The sequence below is a fragment of the Bradyrhizobium sp. 1(2017) genome (assembly GCF_011602485.2).
Taxonomy (GTDB): Bacteria; Pseudomonadota; Alphaproteobacteria; order Rhizobiales; family Xanthobacteraceae; genus Bradyrhizobium.
Genome location: NZ_CP050022.2, coordinates 2,964,550 through 2,982,788, shown reverse-complemented (window position 1 = coordinate 2,982,788; position 18,239 = coordinate 2,964,550). Strand labels below are relative to the sequence as shown.

Genomic DNA, 18,239 nt, shown 5'->3' with positions numbered 1-18,239 from the left:
TTCACGACCCAGCCTCCGCACGCCTGCGCCCGCCAACTTCCTCATCCTCCCGCCCGAACCGCGCGACCAGAAAATCGATGAACAGCCGCACCTTCACCGACAGATGCCGGGTCGGCGGATAGACCGCATAGAGCGCGAGCGGCGGCGCAGAATAATCATCCAGCACCGTTCGCAGCTCGCCCTTCTTCAACGCATCGGCGGCAATGAACTCCGGCAGCAGCGCCAGCCCCCTGCCCTTGATCGCGACGTCGCGCAGCACCTCGGCATTGTTGACGCAGAGCGACCAGGCCGGCTGGATCCAATGATCGCCGTCGGCACCTGTGAGCTTCCACTGATTGCCGGTGAGCAGGAAACCGTAGGTCAGCGAGGCATGCTCGCGCAGATCCTGCGGATGCCCCGGCGTGCCGTGGCGCGCGAGATAGTCGGGCGAAGCACAGATCATGCGCGCCACCGGCGTGATTTTTCGCGCGATCAGGCTGGAGGATTCCAATTCCGCGATCCGCAACGTCACGTCAAAGCCGTCCTGCACAGGATCGAGCAGATCGTCGCTGAGCACGATCTGGAGCTGGAGCTCCGGGTAACGCGCCATGAAATCGGCGAGCATCGGCCCGAGCCGCATGGTGCCGAACGACATCGGCGCGTTGACGCGGAGCAGACCTCGCGGCGCCGACTGGGCCTGCGTCACGGCCTGGTCAGCCGCCTCGATCTCCGAGAGGATCACGACCGCGCGCTCGAAATAGCGCTGGCCGTTCTCGGTCGGGCTGGCGTGCCGGGTGGTCCGGTTCAGGAGCTGGACGCCGAGGCTCTCCTCGAGGTCGGCGATGTATTTGCTGATCGCCGAGCGCGACAGCCGCAGCTGCCGGCCGGCCTCGGCAAAGCTGCCGCTTTCGACCACCTTCACGAAGGCGCGGAGGCTGGCGACCTTATCCAAGGGCCGGCCCCGGCGATTGTTTCCAAATCGTAGACATAGTCGTCATATTTGCATGGATTGTCTCCAATCCAAAGCAGAACGATATTTCCGTCCAGAGCAAGACCGCTCCCCGAATCTGGAGGACGACAAATGTCTGGACTGCACCATGTCACCGCGATCGCCGGCGATCCCATCCGCAATTTCGGCTTTTACACCCGCGATCTCGGCCTGCGCTTCGTCAAGAAGACGGTCAATTTCGACGATCCCGGCACCTATCACTTTTATTACGGCGACGAGACCGGGCGCCCCGGCACCATCCTGACCTTCTTCCCCTGGGCTGGCGTTTCGGCCGGGCGCCGCGGCGTCGGCGAGACCCATCAGACCGCCTTCCGCGTGCCGCAGCGCTCGCTCGGCTATTGGACGCAGCGGTTCACCGAGAAGGGCATTCGTTACGAGGCCCTGGAAAAGCGCTTTGGCGAGTCCGTGCTGCCGTTCATCGATCCCGACGGCATGGCGCTCGCGCTGGTCGGCATTCCCGGTGCCGAGAACGAGCCCGGCTGGAGCAATGGCGACGTGCCGGCCGAGCATGCGATCCGCGGCTTCCATGGCGTGACGCTGCTGCTCGACAGCGCCGCGAAGACGGCTTCCGTCCTCACCGATGTGTTCGGCTTCAAGGAGACCGGACGCGAAGGCTCGGTGATCCGCTTCAAGGCACCGGGCGATGCCGAGGGCAGTGTCGTCGACATCTATGAGGCCAAGGGTTTTCTGCGCGGACACCAGGGCGGCGGCTCGGTGCATCACATCGCCTTCCGCGCGGCCGACGATGCCGAGCAGGGCAAGATGGCGCAAAAGCTCGTGAGCAATCACGGCCTGCACCCGACCGAGCAGCGGGACCGCAACTACTTCCGCTCGATCTACTTCCGCGAGCCCGGCGGCGTGCTGTTCGAGATCGCAACCGACATCCCCGGCTTTGCCGTCGACGAACCCGTCGCGACCCTGGGCCGCGACCTGAAGCTGCCTGTTTTCCTCGAACAGCATCGCAAGCAGATCGAGGGCGTTCTGCCGAACCTGGAAGAGACCGCGTCATGACCGCAACTGAATTCATCCATCGCTTCGAGCCCGCGACGAGCGCGGGTTCCCCTCCACTGCTGCTGCTGCACGGCACCGGCGGCGACGAGAATGACCTGCTCGGGCTCGGCAGGATGATCTCGCCCGGCGCCGCCCTGCTCTCGCCGCGCGGCCGCGTGCTCGAGCACGGCATGCCGCGCTTCTTCCGCCGTCTCGCCGAAGGCGTGTTCGACGAGGAGGATGTGCGCCACCGCGCACGCGAACTCGGCGACTTCGTCGCGGAGGCGCGAGAGCAATACGGCATCGCCGCGCCCGTCGCCGTCGGCTTCTCCAACGGCGCCAACATCGCCGCGGCACTGTTGCTGCTCAGGCCGGACGTGCTCGCAGGCGCGATCCTGCTGCGCGCCATGGTGCCGCTGTCGGATCCGCCCAAGGCCGAGCTTGGCAGCAAGCCGATCCTGCTACTGTCCGGGCAGACTGATCCGATCGTGCCGGCGAGCAATTCGGCTAAGCTTGCCGCCCTGCTCTCGCAAGCAGGCGCGAGCGTGACCCACCGGGTCCTGCCGGTGGGCCATCAATTGTCGCAGGCCGACGTGACGCTCGCCCGTGACTGGATCGGCAAGGTCGAGGCCAAGGCAGCATAGTTGAACAGCGGCGCATCGTTGCCCGGCGGTGCGCCGCTGCCATCAATCGAACCAGCCACGCCGCTTGAACCAGACCAGCGGCAACAAGGCGCTCGCCAGGATCGCGAGCCAGGCCAGCGGATAGCCAAAGGTCCAGTCCAGCTCGGGCATATGCTTGAAGTTCATGCCCCAGATACCGACGAGGATCGTCGGCGGCACGCCGACGACGGACACGATCGTCAGGATCTTGAACAGCTCGTTCTGCTGGATGTTGATGAAGCCGAGCACGGCGTCGAGCAGAAGCTGAATTTTGTCTGTGAGACGCGTCTCGTAATCGTTGAGCGAAGCGACATCTTTCGAAACTGCGTGAAGGCGCTTCTTCGACGCCTCCGTGATCCACTCGCTGCCCACATCGCCGGCGAACGAAGCAATTCGTCCGACGCCCAACAGGACGTCGCGCGTCTTGGCAAGACGGTCGGCCAATTCGCCGATGTTCTCCAGTGCCTCGCGCATCCTGCGGCTGGAGCGGACCGGCCGCTTGCTGCGCACAAGCCCGCCCTTGAAGACGCCCCGCGAAAGCGTGTCGACCCTCGCAGCGAGATGCTCCAGGGCATCAGCGCCGCGGTCGATCATGGCTTCGAGCAGGCTCGTGAAGACGCACATGCCGTTCTCGAGACTGTCATCGGAGCCGACGCGCTTGCCGATCTGGTCGAAGATCGGCAGCTCCGCAAAGCGCACCGTCACCAGCACATGCGGGCCGATGATAAAGCCCACCGGCGTGATCTCGGCGTCGTTGTCCTCGTTGAGCCGGACCGCGGGCGAGCCGAGATAAAGCGTACCGTGCTCGAAGATCAGGCGGCTCGACGCCTCGATCTCGCTGAGCGAGTCCTCGCTCGGGATCCGAATTTTGAGCAGCTTCTCGACGAACCGCTTTTCCTCGTCCGTCGCATTCAGCAGATCGGCCCAGATGATCTCCGAGGGCATTTCCGCGCCGATGCCTTGCCAATCGTCGGTTGGCCACCTGTACAGCTTGAGCAAGAACCGAACTCCGTAGCCACATCGTCATGCCGGCCTGATCTGCCGACTAACGCATGAGGGTTCCGAACGTTCAATGTCCATGAGCGCCAAGCGAAGCGCACCGACCTCGTCCCAGGACAATCGCGTATGACCCTGGCGCGACCTGCGCGAGCGCCTCGTCCTTCGAGACGCCCGCTTTGCGGGCTCCTCAGGATGAGAGCTCAGCGGCAGCCTTGCCCGCGGAAACAGCGGCCACACTCCGACCTCATCCTGAGGGCCCGCCCCAAGGCGAGCGTCTCGCGGGATGGCCGCAAGCTCAGGCCGATTTTCGCAGTGACAGCCTCTTCGATAGCTGTCTCGCGGCGCGGCCGGCGGCGGCGATCGCCTCCATCTCGTCGACGAGGCCGGACCGATCGATGTCGGCCTTCATGGCCTCGCCGATCAGACGCGCCGCCAATGTGAATTGCGGCTCCGCGATCAACCGGCTCACCGCTGCGGCAATGTCCGCTTCGGAGGCCGAAGGCGGCAGTTGAAGCCCCGCCCCCTTCGCCTCGACGCGCGCGGCGTTGGCAGCCTGGTCTCGTCCGATCGGCAGAATGAGCTGCGGCAGTCCGTTGATCAGCGAACGTGTCGTGGTTCCGTGGCCGCCCTGCGCTATCACCACGGAAACATTCTTCATGACGAGGTCATGGGGCGCGCCCCTGGTCAGATGCACGTTCTTCGGAGCCCTGAGATCGGCAACGTCGAGATTGGGACCGGCGGTCGCAAGCGCATCGATCTCGAGCGATCCCATGGCGTCGATCATGCGCTGAAACATATCGTGCTGCCCCTGCGCGCCGGTGCTGCAGGCGATCAGCGCGCGCGGACGCCCCGATGCGACCGGCCATGGCGCGCGCCACGCCTCAGCTTGCAAGGATTGCGACCAGGTCGGCACATCCAGTAACGGTCCGACGTAGCGGAAATTGTCGGGCAGCGCGTCGGCCTCAAAATCGAACGCCCGGCTGGTCGCGAGCAGGAGCCGGTCGGCGCGATCGAACAAGTCGAACACATCAGCCAGCGGAGCAAGGCCGAGACTGGCACGCGTGCGATTGAGATGGGGCAGAAACTCGTTGATCGTTTCGGCCTGCTTCGCATTGGCGGCGTCGATCTCGGCGCGTTCTTCCGGCGTCTCCGGCTGGGTCAATCCGCTCGTGACCGGCGGCATTCCCGGCAGAGGCCGAAGGCTGACATGAGGTGACAGAAGCGCGAAGGGCACGCCGGATGCCTCAGCCCCGAGCGTGCCGCCAAAGAGCGCGTCGAGCACCAGAGCGGCGTCCGTCGGCATCCGCTCGATCTCATCCCGCAGGTCGGCCGCATAGAGCCCGGCGGGATCGAAGACGGCCCGGCGGAGAAAATCCTGGATGTTCGAGACGTCGACGGGATCGGCAGCCGTTCCGGTCGGGGCGCGGCGCCATGTGACGAATGGAAAGCCGGAGGTCTCGACCTCGGGCCGCATCGCCGGATCCGCCATCACCCGGACATGGTGTCCATTTCGGCGCAGCCGCCGCGCCGCGGTCAGCATGGGACTCAAGTTCCCGAGAGTCCCCCACGACGCCAACAGAAATCGATACGACATCATCAAACCCTTCCTTCGCGGTGTTGAAGTCGGTCTGCGGCAAGCCGATGCAGGCTTCCGGACAGAGGTTAGGGCGCGCCTCAGTCCGCGCGCCCCGCCTCACACATGAAGCGGGACGCCACTACTGAACGATGTCCGTTCAAAGTAGGATGGTTACGTCTGTAGGGATGAGGACTCCCACCTGTGACACAAAGCGGTCACAGCGAAGGAAACGCAGCGCTTTGACGCGGGGTCAAAGCGAGGCTCGATCGTCACCTCGCACACAACGTCGAGAGATTACATTCGTAACAGGAATCCGGGTGAAACGTCGGCAACGCAGCGCCAGAGTGTCGATGCGATCCCGATAAGGAGGCATCCACATGGGCACGCCGATCGAAGCGAGGTCGAGTGCATTGTCCGCGTACAACGCCGCGGCAACCGACTTCTACAACCACGCCGCCAATACCTTCTGGGACCACGCCGGTCAGACCACTATCTCGCGGCTCCAGCTAAGGGCCGGCAGCACCATCCTGGATGTCTGCTGCGGAACCGGAGCCTCCGCGCTTCCGGCCGCGAAGGCTGTCGGCCCCGATGGATTGGTTCTCGGCGTTGACCTCGCCGAGCACATGATTGAAGCCGCCAGAGCCAGGGCCAATGAACGCGGGCTCGACAACGCCGAATTTCGCGTGGGCGACATGCTCGAACTGAATCTTCCGCCTGCGACCTTCGACGCGGTCATCTGCGTTTTCGGCATCTTCTTCGTGCCGGACATGCAGCAAGCCGTACGGACATTGTGGAAACTGGTGCGGCCAAATGGGCGGCTCGCGATCACCACCTGGGGACCACGGTTCTTCGAGCCTGCGAGCACCGTGTTCTGGAATGCGGTGCGGCAGCAGCGGCCAGATCTCTACCGAGGGTTCAATCCATGGGATCGGATTTCAGAACCGGAAGCCCTGCACGAGCTGTTTGCCTCGGCCGGCGCGCACGCGCCCGACATAGAACCGGAAACCAGGCAGCATCGCCTGCGCTCACCTGAGGATTGGTGGCCGATGGTGCTGGGAACAGGCTATCGCGGCACGATCGAGCAGCTGAATGCGACCCAACGCGAGCGGGTGCGCACGAGTTGCCTCGACTATATTCGCGACCACGGCATGGCAGCGGTCGAGGCCAACGTGCTGTATGGGCATGCGACGAAGACCGAAACCTGACTGACACGGATGAGAAATATCTAAAGAGCGGATAATCCCGGCGGCAGCCGGCGCATGTTGGAGGCCTGCTCATAGGCGTAGGCCAGACACAACAATTTGTGCTCGCTCCAGGCTCGGCCTGCGAAGGTGACGCCCAGCGGATATTCGGGCGTGTCCCTGTCGTCGGCGCCCGAGATGAAACCGCCGGGCACCATGACGCTGGGATAGCCCGCCTTCGCCGCGATCACACAGCCGCTCGCGCCGGGAAACAGCACCGCGTCGAGCTTGTGCTGGTTCATGTAGGCGTCCATGCCACGTGTCTTCGCGGAGAGCAGATCCATGGCACGTGCCGACTTGTACTCGCGCTCGCTGAGGTCACCCCTGGTCATGTCGGCGGCGAGGAACAGGTCCTGCCGAACCGCAGCGTCCGCTCCGCATTCGCCTCGTTGAAGGCCACGATGTCCGACGGAGGTAAAGATTGAGATCGCGCTTCAGCTCGTAGAGGAAGACGATCGGCGGCGTCGCCACGTTGCCCTTGTTGCGGCTCAGCGGATTGCGGTTGAGCACATTCATGCTCGTCCCCGGCCCACCGATCCAGCCTGCCGTCGGAATGTTCGCGCGTACGATGACCGCGCCGAGATCCTCCAGCACCTTGATCGCGTCAGCCATCGCCTTGGCCGATCCCGGCGGCAGCTTGTCGTAATAGCGATCGTTCAGGAGATCGGCCGGGTCGCTTGGGACGCCGATGCGGGCGCCCTTCATCGCATCGCCGGTGAGATCGGCAGTGTAATCGGTCGGCCGCCGCTGCCGCTCGGTTGCAGGATCGAGCGGATCCTCGGCCGCAAGCGCATTCAACAGCATCGCCGCATCGCGCACGGTGCGCGTCATGGGACCTGCGGTGTCCTGGCTATGCGAGATCGGCAGGATGCCGGCACAGCTGACCAGTCCCACGGTGGGCTTCACCGTGACGAGGCCGTTCTGGCTGGCCGGATACAGCAACGATATCGCTCATCGGCGCATGATCGAGCTTGAGGGTGCTTTGCGCCTTGGCGCCGACAACAGTCGTAGCAGCGCGCGCATCGCCGGTTTCTTCATGGCGTGCCTCGCCTGACGGCGCGTCCCGAACCATGAGGCCGCGATGGTCCCATATTGCCGGTGTTAACGGCACCGCGTCTCCGCACGAGCTGCACAAGGCGGTCTGGCAAGTCATTGAAATCACTGGCCCCGTCTACTGTGCATGGGGTTGTTTTTGCACTTTTTGTTTGGAGCTGCCCTCTCCCGTGAGCGGAGAGGGCAAGGAACGGACGCCGCCCCTACTCCCAGTACCAGGTCGAGAAATCGTTCTCGAATTGCGGAACGTCCTTCCAGACGCCCTTCAGCTTCTTGCTGGTGATGGTGATCAGCTGCGGCTGGTACAGGAAGCCGGCGACCGCGTCGGTGGCCAGCATGCGCTGGGCATCGCCGAGCAGCTTTGCGCGGCCGGCCTCATCTGGCGTCGAGACGATCTGCTTGTAGAGCGCGTTGAAGGCCTCGTTGTTGTAGCCCAGATAGTAGTCCGGCTCGGTGATCTTGACGAGGTCGAACGGCTCGACGTGGCTGACGATGGTGAGATCGAAATTGTGCGGACCATTGCCGGCGAACACCTGCGAAAGCCACTGCGCCCACTCGACGTTCTCGATCTTGGCGACGATGCCGACCTTGGCGAGCTGAGCCGCGAGAATCTCGCCGCCCTGCCGCGCATAGGACGGCGGCGGCAGCTTGAGCGACAATTCGAGCGGCGTGGTGACGCCGGCTTCAGCGAGCAGCTTCTTGGCCTTTTCGGGGTCGTAGGGGTTGATGCCCGTCGTGTCGACATAGCCGAGCGCGCCCGGCACGTAGAAGCTGCCGATCGGCGTGCCGAAGCCGTCGACGGCGCCGTCGATCATCGCCTTGCGGTCGATCGCGGCGAGAATGGCGCGGCGGACGCGGACGTCGTCGAGCGGCTTCTTCTTCTCGTTGATGCCGACGATGGTCTTGGCCCTGGAGCCGCCGACCAGAACCGTAAAGCGCGGATCGGCCTTGAACTGCGCGATGGTGCGCTGCGCGGCGACGCGCGGGAACGCATCGACGTCGCCCGAGAGCAGCGCGGCGGCCTGCGCCGCCGGATCGGAGATGAAGCGGATCGTCACCTTGGACAGCTTGACCGCAGCGGCGTTGCGGTAGTCGGCCCATTTGGTCAGGGTGATCGAGGAGCCCTTCGCCCACGCCCCGAGCTGATAAGGTCCGGTGCCGACCGGCTGCGTGACGTTGGTGGCGGCGCTCTTGGGCTCGACGATCGAGCCGCTCGCCTGCCCCAGCAGGAACGGCAGGTTCGGCTCGCCATATTTCAGCGTGACCACGATGGTGTCGGCGTCAGGCGCCTCGACCTTCTCGAAAGCCTGGAACAGGCTCTTGTCCTTGTTGGTGCTGGTTGGCGCGGCGTTGCGCTCGAATGAGAATTTCACCGCGGCCGAATTGAACGGCTCGCCATTATGGAATTTGACGCCCTTGCGCAGCTTGAACGTATAGGACTTCAAATCGGGCGAGGCCGTCCAGCTTTCAGCCAGCAGCGGCGAGACGGAGCCGTCCTCGTTGATCTTGGTCAGGGTCTCGTAGATGTTGTAGAGCGTGACCTCGGCGATCGCGGCAGCGGCGGCATTGGTCGGATCGAGCCCCGGCGGCTCCAGCGCCATCGCCATGACGACGCTGTCCTTCTTTCCCTGTGCCAGTACGGGCAAAGGCGCCGCGATGAACGCGGCGGCAAAAGCGACGATCGATAGTTTCCTCAACATGCGTAACTCCCCGGCCTGCTCTGCTCTTTAAGCCTACGCCAATCCTGCTCTGGAGACTAACCTTCCATTGCCGCCTGCGGCAACGCCATGACGGCCTCGGCCTTGTGGCAGGCGGCAAGGTGCCTCTCGCCCATCTTGCGTAACTCAGGCGGAACCTCGCGGCAATGCTGGTCAGCAAGGGCGCAGCGCGAGACATAGGGGCATCCGGTGGCCGCCGTCGACTGCGAGGCGATCGCCTGGGCCCCGCGCCGCCGCCGGCCGCCGCCGGCCCGCGCCCGTGGCACCGCATCCAGAAGCGCGCGCGTGTAGGGATGGGCACAGCGCTCGAACAGATCCTCGGGGCGGCCCTGCTCGACGATGCGGCCGAGATACATCACCGCGACCTCGTCGCAGAGATAGTCGACGACGGCGAGGTCATGGCTGATCAGGATGTAGCTGAGGCCGAACTGCTCCTGGAGGTCCTGCATCAGGTTCAGCACCTGCGCCTGCACGGAGACGTCGAGCGCAGAGACCGGCTCGTCGGCGACGATCAGCTTCGGCTGCGTGATCAAGGCGCGCGCGATGGCGATGCGCTGGCGCTGGCCGCCGGAGAATTCGTGCGGATATTTCTCCATGTCCGCGTCGCGCAACCCCACTTGGCGCAGCACCGCGGCGACGCGGTCGCGGAACGTGGTGCGGTCTGCGCCTTCCAGCACCGTCAGCGGCTCGGCGACGATACGGGCGATGGTCTGGCGCGGATCGAGCGAGCCGTAGGGGTCCTGAAACACCATCTGGAAATCGCGGCGCGCACGTCGCAGTTCGTCGGCCGGGATGCGGTTGAGATCGCGGCCGAGCAGCGCCACCTGGCCCGACGTCGGCCGCTCCAGCGCCATCACGACCCGTGCGAAGGTCGACTTGCCAGAGCCGGATTCGCCGACGATGCCAAGGCTCTTGCCGGCCTGGACCTGCACGGTGACACCGTTCAGCGCGCGGACCTGCCCCGGCGGACGGAACAGGCTTTCGCGCGGCAGCGTGTAACGCTGCACCAGATCCTTCACTTCGAGAAGCGGCTCTGCAGCGGCAATCATGCGGTCAGCACTCCGACGTCGGTTCGGATGCAACGCACGAAGTGGCCGGGGCCGACATCCACCATCGGCGGCAGTGCGGCGCGGCATTGGTCGATCACGAGCGGACATCGATCGGAGAAGGTGCACCCGGACGGCAGATCGGCGAGTTCCGGCACCGTGCCCGAGATCGTCGTCAGCCGCGTCCCCTTGCGCGCGCCGAGCTTGGGCCGGGCACGGAACAGGCCCTGCGTGTAAGGATGTCCCATACGGCGGAACACCTCGTCGGTCGGCCCGCTCTCGACGACGGTGCCGCCATACATCACCATCATGCGCTGCACATTCTCGGCGATGACGCCGAGATCGTGCGAGATCAGGATCATCGACATGCCGCGCTCCTCGACGAGATCGGCGATGAGATCGAGGATCTGGCCCTGGATGGTGACGTCGAGCGCGGTGGTCGGCTCGTCCGCGATCAAAAGATCCGGCTCGCAGGCGAGCGCCATCGCGATGGTGACGCGCTGGCGCTGACCGCCGGAGAACTGGTGCGGATAGGCATCGACCCGCCGTGCCGGATCGGGCAGTCCGACGCGGTCGAGCAAGGCGATGGTCTCGCGCCGCGCCTGCGACGCCGAATATTTCTTGTGACGCCGCAGCGGCTCGGCGACCTGATGACCGATCGTGTGCATCGGATTGAGCGCGGTCATCGGTTCCTGGAAGATCATGCTGATGCGGTTGCCGCGCAGGCGGCAATAATCCCCATCGGAAAGCCCGACGAGCTCATTGCCGTCCAGCTTGATGCTGCCGGTGACGACCGCGCTGTCCGGCAAGAGCCCCATCAGCGACAACGCCGTCACCGACTTGCCGCAACCGGATTCGCCGACGAGCCCGAGCGTCTCGCCGCGCTTGAGCGCAAAGCCGGCACCGCGCACGGCCTGCGCAGGCCCGCGGCTGGTGTTGAGGCGGACGCCGAGATTGGCGACCTCGATCAGCGGCATGGTTGCGGGATCGGCCATTGTCACCGTTCCCGCGCCAGTCTAGGGTCGAGCAGATCGCGCAATCCGTCACCAAGAAGATTGAGGCCGAGTACGGCGATCGCGATCGCAGCACCCGGATAGACCGCAAGCATCGGCGACTGGAACAGCAGCGTCTGCGCATCATTCAGCATGCGGCCCCAGGATGGCTGCGGCGGCTGGGTGCCGAGACCGAGATAGGACAACGCAGCTTCGGCGAGAATGGCGAGCGCGAACTGGATCGTGACCTGCACGATCAGGATCGACAGGATATTCGGCAACACGTGCTCGATGGTGATGCGGAAGCGCCCCTTCCCCGCCGCGCGCGCGGCCAGCACGAATTCGCGCGCCCAGATCGCGTTGGCCGAACCACGCGTCAGCCGCGTCAGCGTCGGGATCTGGAAGATTCCGATCGCGACGATCGAGGTCACCATGCCCGGTCCCACCACCGCGGCCAGCATGATCGCGGACAGCACGGCCGGAAAGGCGAAGCTGAAATCGGCGAACCGCATGATGATCTCTTCGGTCCAGCCGCGCTTGGCAGATGCGATCAGGCCGAGGCAGACGCCGAAGGTGAGACCGATGCTCACCGCGATGATGCCGACCATGATGGTCGAACGCGCGCCGGCGAGCAGCAGCGAAACGATGTCGCGGCCGAAGGAATCGGTGCCGAGCCAGTGCGCGGCCGACGGCGGCCGCAGCTTCGAGGCAATGTCGATCTCGTAGGGCGACCAGGGCGTCCACACCAGCGACAACAGCGCCGAGGCGAGCACCAGCAGGCTCAGCGCACCGCCGAGCACGAAGCTGCGATGGCGCAGTGCGCGGCGCCAGAACGTGCGGGGCGGCAGCGGCCGCGTTGCGAGCGGCGCGTCGATGGTCATGGGCGCGCTCACAAATCGTGGACCTTGATGCGGGGATCGATGAAGGCGTAGAGCACATCGACCACGAAATTGACGATTACGACCATGGCGGCGAGCAGCATCACGCAGTTTCGAACCACGATCAGGTCGCGGTTGGCGATCGACTGGAAGATCAGCCGCCCGAGGCCCGGCAGGTAGAACACGTTCTCGATCACGATGGTGCCGGCGAGCAGATTGGCGAATTGCAGCCCCATCACGGTCATCACGGGGATCATGGCGTTGCGCAGAACATGGCTCCACAGCACCTCGCGCTTGCCAAGCCCTTTTGCGCGCGCGGTGCGGACGAAGTCCTCGCGCAGCACTTCCAGCACGGCGGAGCGTGTGACGCGGGCGAGGATCGCGGCCTGCACCACGGCGAGCGAGATCGCCGGCAGCAGCAGCGACTTGACGCCCGGCCAGATGCCGTCCTCCCAGCCGGCAAAGCCGCCCGCCGACAGCCATTGCAGCCGCACCGAGAACAACAGCACCAGGAGGATCGCGAACCAGAAATTCGGCAACGCGATGCCGACCTGCGTCAGCGACATCACGCCGACATCGCCGAGCTTGTTGTGGTTGGCGGCGGTGTAGATGCCGGCGGAGAGCGCCAGCGTCACCGTGATGGTCATGGCCATGATCGCGAGCGGAACGGTCAGCACCAGCCGCTCCGCGATCAGGCTGGCGACCGGCGTGCCGTAGACATAGGAGTTGCCGAGATCGCCGGAGAGAAGCCCCTTGATCCAGTGCAGATAGCGAACCGCCAGCGGCTGGTCGAGCCCGAGCTTGACGGTGAGCGCGCGGACCGCGTCTGCCGAGGCATCGGCGCCCATCAGCATCTGCGCGGCGTTGCCGGGGAGCGCATCCAACACCAGGAAGATGATCAGCGACGCGCCGACCAGCGTCGCCAGCAATGTCAACAGACGTCGGAGGACAAAGACGCTCATGCGTACTCGGCTTCAGGGCTCACCCACGGCACGATCAACATGTCTGGACGCCGGAGGCAAGCTCTTTGCGGCATGTCCGTCTCCTCAAGCCGGCCGGCGGGACAGAAGATCGCTCGAAGCCTCAAACAGCGCGCTCACGCGCAGCAATTCGGCGTCGCCGCGGAAACGGCCGACGAGTTGGAGCCCGATCGGCAAACCGTCGCGGCCGAAGCCGCAGGGCAGGCTGACCGCGGGATGACCGGTCATGTTGAAGGGCATGGTCCAGGGAAACCAATGCGGCCGGACGCTGTCGAAATGCCTGCCGTCGATCTCGATGGTGCCGAAAAGGTCCTGCTCGATCGGCAGCGCGGTGCGCGTCAGTGTCGGCATCGCCAGCAGGTGCCCGCGCGCAAGCAGCGATTGCACCCGGCGGAACAGCGCGGTGCGCGCGAACATCGCCTCCTGATAGTCGACGCCGCTGACTTCGGTCGCAAGCGCGAGCTGCTTGAGAAACGCCTCGCTTAGCTCGTCCTTATGCTCGGCCGCGAGCTTTGCGAAGCGCGTGCGCCAGACCGTGTGGTTGATGGCGCGCCAGATCGGCTCGATGTCGAAGTCGTCGCCGGAGAACTCCTCGATCTCGGCGCCGAGCCCCGCCAGAAGGTCAAGGCTTGCCTTGAAGCTGGCGGCGACATCGGCGGAGACCGGACGGCCCGGCGGCGTCAGGCAGTAAAGGACCCTCTGCCCGCGCAGATCGCCACGAGCGGCGGCGGCGCCGACGAAATCGGGCACGGGAATGCTGATCGACCAGGGATCGCAAGCGTCCTCGCCTGCCATCGCCTGCATCATCAGCGCGGTGTCGGCGACGGTGCGCGTGGTCGGCGTGACATAAGTCTGGTTGCCGAACGCGTCCAGCGCCTGACTGTGCGGGATCACGCCGTTGCTCTGCTTCAAGCCCACCACGCCGTTGCAGGCGGCGGGAATTCGCGTCGAGCCGCCGCCGTCGGTCGCGATCGCGAGCGGCGCGATGCCGCTCGCAACGGCAACTGCCGCACCGCCGCTGGAGCCGCCGGAAGAGCGCTCCGCGCTCCACGCGTTGCGGGTGCGGCCGAACAACGGCGAGTCCGTCAGGCACTTGCTGCCGAATTCCGGCGTCGTGGTCTTGCCGATCAGGATCGCGCCCTCGCTGCGCAGCCGCGCTACCGCGACGGCATCCTCGGCCGGCACATTGTCCTTGTAGGGAACGGCACCGAAGGTGGTTCTCACACCTTTGGTGTTGACGATGTCCTTGACGGTGACGGGGAGGCCGTGCAGCAGACCGAGCGGCTCGCCGGCCATCACCTTGCGCTCGGCTTCGCGCGCTGCTGCGATCGCATCGTCGCCGCACAACGTAATGAAGCAGTTCAATTCGGCCTGGCGCGCCTCGGCGCGTGCGAGCACGGCGCGGACGATCTCGACGGGCGAAATCTGCTTTCGCGCAACGAGGCCGCGCAATTCGGTTGCGGACAGCAGACAGGGATCGCCGTTCATCGTCAAATCACGCTCCGAAGGCGGGCCGCCGTTGGCCCAGGCATTGACAAGTATTGACAAGGCATTGACAGCGAGAATGACAGTTTTGTTAACTCGCCGTCCAATACGATTTTGAGCGCTAACCCATACATTTTCGGTATGCCAATGGATCTCCGCCGGCTCCGCTATTTCGTCGCCGTCGCCGAGGCGCGAAGCATCGGCAAGGCCGCCGAGCTGCTCCGGATGGCGCAGCCGCCGCTCTCGGTCCAGATTCGCAAGCTCGAGGCCGAGATCGGCGCCCCGCTGTTCCGCCGCGGCACCCGCGGCATGGACCTGACCGAGGCGGGACGGGCGCTGCTGGCGCGTGCCAGCGAAGCGCTCGCCCTTGCGGCCGACGGGGCCGAAGCCGCGCGCGCGGTTGCCTCGGGGCGGCGCGGACGGCTGTCGGTAGGCTACATGTTCGTGCTGGCCAATGCGATGCTGCCGCGGCTCATCCCCGAGCTCCGCCGCGCGGTTCCCGGCGTCGACCTCGGCTTCGCCGAGCTCAGCGCCTCGACGCGGGAGGCCCGCGTGCTCGACCGCAGCGTCACGGTCGCGCTATGCATGCCGGCCATCAACCATCCCGAGATCCAGGTGGCACGGATCGGCGCACAGCCCTTGATGCTGGCCATGCCGATCCGCTCGCCGCTCGCCCGCCTGACGTCCGTGCCGATGGCCCGGCTGCAGGGCCGCCCGCTCATAGCGCTCCCGCATCCGGACCATGGGCCCGCCTCCTCCGCCGTCGTGCCCTTGTTGCGCCGGCATCAGGTGGTGATGCCGATCGCCAGCCGGGTGGAGACGGTGCATTCGGCGATGAGCCTGGTTCTGGCAGGCGAAGGTCTCGCCATCCTGCCGGCTTGCGCGCAGCTCGGCGCGCCACGCGGCATCGTATTCAGACCCCTGCGCGACGTCACCGATTCCCTCGACATCGCGGTCTGCTGGCGGCGGGATTCCCAGAGTCCGCTGATCGGAACCTTCCTCAAATGCGCCGAGAAGGCCGTCGCGCGGATGTGAGGCGACGCTACAAACGCCAGCTGATCTCGTGGCTCCAGGGTGGATCGGCGCCCGGACGGGTGCACGTGAGGCCGGCGCAATTGGCGGCGAAGGACAGCGCGCGGCGGAGCTCGTCGGCAGCGATGCCCTTCAAGGTTTGCCGGGCAATGCGACCCTGCTTGTGCAGGGCGAACAGCAACGCCGCCTGAAAACTGTCGCCCGCCCCGATCGTGTCGGCCACCTTGACCTCAGGCGCGGCGACCTCGATCTGCCCTGCTTCCGCGTGCCAGGCCATCGCGCCATCGTTGCCGCGGGTGACGACGACGAGGCTCGCGCCCTGCCCGAGCAGCGCCGTCGCCCGCTGCCGATACGGCTCGTCGCCGAAGAGATAGGCGAAATCCACATCGGACATCTTGATGAGGTCGGCCTTGGCGGCGAACGCGGCCATGTGCGCGAGATAGGCCGGCTTGTCCTTGACGAGGTTCGGACGGCAATTCGGGTCGAAGGAGATCGTCGATGACGCCCGCGCGTCGGCGATCAGCGCCATCGCCTCCGCCGCGCCTTGATCATTGACCAACGTGGTCGAGCCGACATGCAGCGCTTCGACCCTGTCGAAGGGAATTGTTCCGCGCCGATAGGTCCATTCCCGCATCGCAGTTTCGGCATCATAGAACGCATAGTGCGACTCGCCCGCGACGATCCGCACGAAGGCGAGCGTGGTCTGGTGATCGCTACGGGTGGCAAGATCGAGCTCGACATTCGACGCCGCGGCGTGATCGGCGATCATCCGTCCGAACAGGTCGGTCGAGATGCCGCCGACAAAACCGGTCGGCGCGCCCAGCCGTGCCAGGCCGATCGCGACGTTGAGGCAGGAGCCGCCGACCGCCGGCATCACCGCTTCGCGGCCGTCGGCGTTTCGCGTCGGCACGAAATCGATCAACGCATCGCCGCTGGTCATCAGCATCCGCTTCAACCTCTCGCGATGTCGCGCATTGCCGCGCGGCTGCCGCGATCAACGTCGCGCAGCAGCTTGTAGACCTCGCGCTTGCGGCCGTGAAACGCGGCCATGTCGGACGCGGTCGGCTCGCTCTTGCGCCCCAGCGCCGACATCCTGGCCATGGTCTCGCCGATGGAAGCATAGGCGCCACCGGCCACCGCCCCCAGCATCGCGGCGCCCAGCAGCACCGGCTCCTTCGTCTGCGGCAGCGCGACCGTGAGACCGGTCGTGTCGGCCATGATCTGCCGCACAAGCGGGCTGCGGCTGGCGCCACCGCCCATAATCATGATGCTGGAGCGCACGCCATGCGCGGCAAAAGCCTCGATCACCTCGGCAAGCCCGTAGGCAAGTCCGCACAGGCCGGCGACGAACAGCCGCTCCATCGACCCGACGTCGGTGTCGAGATCGAGGCCCGCAATCACCGCGCGCGTGTCGGGATCGGCGTAAGGCGAGCGGTTGCCGATGAACTCAGGCAGGACATGGACGTCGTGGGCGAGCAACGCGGCGCGGCTGGCATCGCCTGCGCGCGCGATGATGCGGCGTTCGAGGAAGTCGATGAGGTCGACGCCCTCCTTGCGCGCCGCCGCACTCGCCTCGGCATGCCCCGGATGCGATTTGAGCAGATGGTCGATCGCCGCGCCCGCGGCCGACTGGCCACCTTCATTGAGCCAGAAGTCCGGCACCATGCCGGAATAATAAGGGCCCCACACGCCCGGCACGAAACAAGGTTCCCTCGTCGTCGCCATGATGCAGGCCGACGTTCCCATGATGTAGGCGAGGCGATCGCAGACATCGGCCGCGTCACCCGATCCGTCGCGTCCACCGATCGCGCCGATGCCGCCGGCATGGGCATCGATCAGGGAGGCGCCGACCGGCGTGCCCGGCGACAGGCCAAGGTCGGCCGCGGCAGTTCGGGTGAGACCTGCACCGAGCCGTGTGCCCGGAGCGACGATCTCGGTGCCGATGCGGGCGTATTTCTCGCTGGCGAAATCCGACAGCCCGATGCGCTGGAAGAACGGCGCGCTCCAGCGGCCATCATGCGCGAGATAGTTCCATTTGCAGGTGACGGTACAAGTCGAGCGCTGGAGCGAGCCGGTCGCACGCCAGGTCAGGTAGTCCGCCAGATCGAAGAAGTGGCCGGCCGCGTCGAAACTGCTGCGAAGGTGCCGCTTCAACCACAGCAGTTTCGGCATCTCCATCTCGGGCGAGATCGAGCCGCCGACATAGCGCAGCACGGCATCCTCGGTCTCGTTGATCAGCCGCGCCTCGGCCGTGGCGCGATGGTCCATCCAGACGATGACGTTGCGCTGAGGATCGCCGGAAGCGCTGACGGTGACCGGCTCACCCGCCTCGTCGAGCACCACCAGTGAGCAAGTGGCATCGAAGCCGATACCGCCGATGCTCTCGGGCGCAATGGCAGCTTCCGTCATCGCGGCGCGGACCGATGCCGCGCATGCGTCCCAGATGTCCTGGGACGACTGCTCGACGATATCGCCGGCCTCGTGCCAGATCCGGATCGGATGCCGTGCCATTGCGAGCAGCGTGCCGGCCTCGTCGAACACCCCTGCCCGCGTGCTCGTGGTCCCTACGTCGACGCCGATATAGGCTCGCGGCATTGTC

17 protein-coding genes are annotated in these 18,239 nt (G+C 65.7%); 4 read left to right on the top strand and 13 right to left on the bottom strand.

Translation table 11 applies throughout. The features are described from left to right. Position 1: 1 nt before the first annotated feature. The gene (locus tag HAP40_RS14040; protein ID WP_166817237.1) at positions 2-931 is read right to left on the bottom strand and encodes a LysR family transcriptional regulator; all 930 of its coding nucleotides are present in this window, start codon (positions 929-931) and stop codon (positions 2-4) included. A gap of 129 nt (positions 932-1,060) precedes the next feature. On the opposite strand from HAP40_RS14040, the gene HAP40_RS14035 reads away from it, so the two are divergent. Then, entirely contained in the window at positions 1,061-1,999 is a 939-nt protein-coding gene (locus HAP40_RS14035) for a ring-cleaving dioxygenase (protein ID WP_166817238.1), read from the top strand. Next, positions 1,996-2,622: an alpha/beta hydrolase gene (locus tag HAP40_RS14030; protein ID WP_166817239.1), complete on the top strand. Its 627-nt coding sequence runs from the start codon at positions 1,996-1,998 to the stop codon at positions 2,620-2,622. Before HAP40_RS14035 ends, HAP40_RS14030 begins: the two co-directional genes overlap by 4 nt. A 42-nt stretch (positions 2,623-2,664) precedes the next feature. On the opposite strand, the gene HAP40_RS14025 is transcribed toward HAP40_RS14030, so the two are convergent. Then, the gene (locus HAP40_RS14025) at positions 2,665-3,639 is read right to left on the bottom strand and encodes a magnesium transporter CorA family protein (RefSeq protein WP_166817240.1); all 975 of its coding nucleotides are present in this window, start codon (positions 3,637-3,639) and stop codon (positions 2,665-2,667) included. Positions 3,640-3,934: 295 nt separating this feature from the next. Then, positions 3,935-5,179: a glycosyltransferase gene (locus HAP40_RS14020; RefSeq protein WP_246741108.1), complete on the bottom strand. Its 1,245-nt coding sequence runs from the start codon at positions 5,177-5,179 to the stop codon at positions 3,935-3,937. Between the two features lie 413 nt (positions 5,180-5,592). Between HAP40_RS14020 and HAP40_RS14015 the strand changes: the two genes are divergently transcribed. After that, the gene (locus HAP40_RS14015) at positions 5,593-6,420 is read left to right on the top strand and encodes a class I SAM-dependent methyltransferase (RefSeq protein ID WP_166817241.1); all 828 of its coding nucleotides are present in this window, start codon (positions 5,593-5,595) and stop codon (positions 6,418-6,420) included. 20 nt (positions 6,421-6,440) lie between these two features. On the opposite strand, the gene HAP40_RS14010 is transcribed toward HAP40_RS14015, so the two are convergent. The 8 genes from HAP40_RS14010 to HAP40_RS13975 form a co-directional block, all read right to left on the bottom strand. After that, a complete protein-coding gene (locus tag HAP40_RS14010; protein WP_246741109.1) occupies positions 6,441-6,788 on the bottom strand; it encodes a hypothetical protein in 348 nt (115 codons plus the stop codon). After that, positions 6,775-7,398: an amidase family protein gene (locus tag HAP40_RS14005; RefSeq protein WP_246741110.1), complete on the bottom strand. Its 624-nt coding sequence runs from the start codon at positions 7,396-7,398 to the stop codon at positions 6,775-6,777. The genes HAP40_RS14010 and HAP40_RS14005 overlap by 14 nt, the downstream gene beginning before the upstream one ends. Before the next feature lie 314 nt (positions 7,399-7,712). Continuing rightward, positions 7,713-9,209 carry an ABC transporter substrate-binding protein gene (locus HAP40_RS14000; RefSeq protein ID WP_166817242.1) on the bottom strand — a complete coding sequence of 499 codons (1,497 nt, stop codon included), beginning with the start codon at positions 9,207-9,209 and terminating at the stop codon, positions 7,713-7,715. Positions 9,210-9,265: 56 nt separating this feature from the next. After that, positions 9,266-10,276, bottom strand: coding sequence for an ABC transporter ATP-binding protein (locus HAP40_RS13995; protein ID WP_166817243.1), 1,011 nt, complete (start codon positions 10,274-10,276; stop codon positions 9,266-9,268). Beyond that, entirely contained in the window at positions 10,273-11,268 is a 996-nt protein-coding gene (locus HAP40_RS13990) for an ABC transporter ATP-binding protein (RefSeq protein ID WP_166817244.1), read from the bottom strand. Before HAP40_RS13990 ends, HAP40_RS13995 begins: the two co-directional genes overlap by 4 nt. A gap of 2 nt (positions 11,269-11,270) precedes the next feature. Further along, on the bottom strand, positions 11,271-12,158 hold the full coding sequence (locus HAP40_RS13985; RefSeq protein ID WP_166817245.1) for an ABC transporter permease: 888 nt from the start codon (positions 12,156-12,158) through the stop codon (positions 11,271-11,273). Next, entirely contained in the window at positions 12,155-13,105 is a 951-nt protein-coding gene (locus HAP40_RS13980; RefSeq protein ID WP_166817246.1) for an ABC transporter permease, read from the bottom strand. Before HAP40_RS13980 ends, HAP40_RS13985 begins: the two co-directional genes overlap by 4 nt. Positions 13,106-13,189: 84 nt before the next feature. Then, positions 13,190-14,611, bottom strand: coding sequence for an amidase (locus HAP40_RS13975; RefSeq protein WP_166819513.1), 1,422 nt, complete (start codon positions 14,609-14,611; stop codon positions 13,190-13,192). Positions 14,612-14,755: 144 nt separating this feature from the next. Between HAP40_RS13975 and HAP40_RS13970 the strand changes: the two genes are divergently transcribed. After that, the gene (locus HAP40_RS13970; RefSeq protein ID WP_166817247.1) at positions 14,756-15,643 is read left to right on the top strand and encodes a LysR family transcriptional regulator; all 888 of its coding nucleotides are present in this window, start codon (positions 14,756-14,758) and stop codon (positions 15,641-15,643) included. Positions 15,644-15,650: 7 nt separating this feature from the next. Here the strand turns inward: HAP40_RS13970 and HAP40_RS13965 are convergent, their stop codons facing one another. Continuing rightward, positions 15,651-16,586: a carbohydrate kinase family protein gene (locus HAP40_RS13965; RefSeq protein ID WP_166817248.1), complete on the bottom strand. Its 936-nt coding sequence runs from the start codon at positions 16,584-16,586 to the stop codon at positions 15,651-15,653. A 5-nt stretch (positions 16,587-16,591) separates the two neighbouring features. After that, positions 16,592-18,235: an FGGY-family carbohydrate kinase gene (locus tag HAP40_RS13960; RefSeq protein ID WP_166817249.1), complete on the bottom strand. Its 1,644-nt coding sequence runs from the start codon at positions 18,233-18,235 to the stop codon at positions 16,592-16,594. Positions 18,236-18,239 lie beyond the last annotated feature (4 nt).

Excerpts from the sequence above, each read along its gene's own strand:
- HAP40_RS13965 (WP_166817248.1), bottom strand. The coding sequence starts at position 16,586 with ATGCTGATGACCAGCGGCGATGCGTTGATCGATTTCGTGCCGACGCGA.
- HAP40_RS14000 (WP_166817242.1), bottom strand. The coding sequence starts at position 9,209 with ATGTTGAGGAAACTATCGATCGTCGCTTTTGCCGCCGCGTTCATCGCG.
- HAP40_RS14030 (WP_166817239.1), top strand. The coding sequence starts at position 1,996 with ATGACCGCAACTGAATTCATCCATCGCTTCGAGCCCGCGACGAGCGCG.
- HAP40_RS13975 (WP_166819513.1), bottom strand. The coding sequence starts at position 14,611 with ATGAACGGCGATCCCTGTCTGCTGTCCGCAACCGAATTGCGCGGCCTC.
- HAP40_RS14010 (WP_246741109.1), bottom strand. The coding sequence starts at position 6,788 with ATGACCAGGGGTGACCTCAGCGAGCGCGAGTACAAGTCGGCACGTGCC.
- HAP40_RS14015 (WP_166817241.1), top strand. The coding sequence starts at position 5,593 with ATGGGCACGCCGATCGAAGCGAGGTCGAGTGCATTGTCCGCGTACAAC.
- HAP40_RS13990 (WP_166817244.1), bottom strand. The coding sequence starts at position 11,268 with ATGGCCGATCCCGCAACCATGCCGCTGATCGAGGTCGCCAATCTCGGC.
- HAP40_RS13960 (WP_166817249.1), bottom strand. The coding sequence starts at position 18,235 with ATGCCGCGAGCCTATATCGGCGTCGACGTAGGGACCACGAGCACGCGG.
- HAP40_RS14035 (WP_166817238.1), top strand. The coding sequence starts at position 1,061 with ATGTCTGGACTGCACCATGTCACCGCGATCGCCGGCGATCCCATCCGC.
- HAP40_RS13995 (WP_166817243.1), bottom strand. The coding sequence starts at position 10,276 with ATGATTGCCGCTGCAGAGCCGCTTCTCGAAGTGAAGGATCTGGTGCAG.
- HAP40_RS13980 (WP_166817246.1), bottom strand. The coding sequence starts at position 13,105 with ATGAGCGTCTTTGTCCTCCGACGTCTGTTGACATTGCTGGCGACGCTG.
- HAP40_RS14020 (WP_246741108.1), bottom strand. The coding sequence starts at position 5,179 with ATGCTGACCGCGGCGCGGCGGCTGCGCCGAAATGGACACCATGTCCGG.
- HAP40_RS13970 (WP_166817247.1), top strand. The coding sequence starts at position 14,756 with ATGGATCTCCGCCGGCTCCGCTATTTCGTCGCCGTCGCCGAGGCGCGA.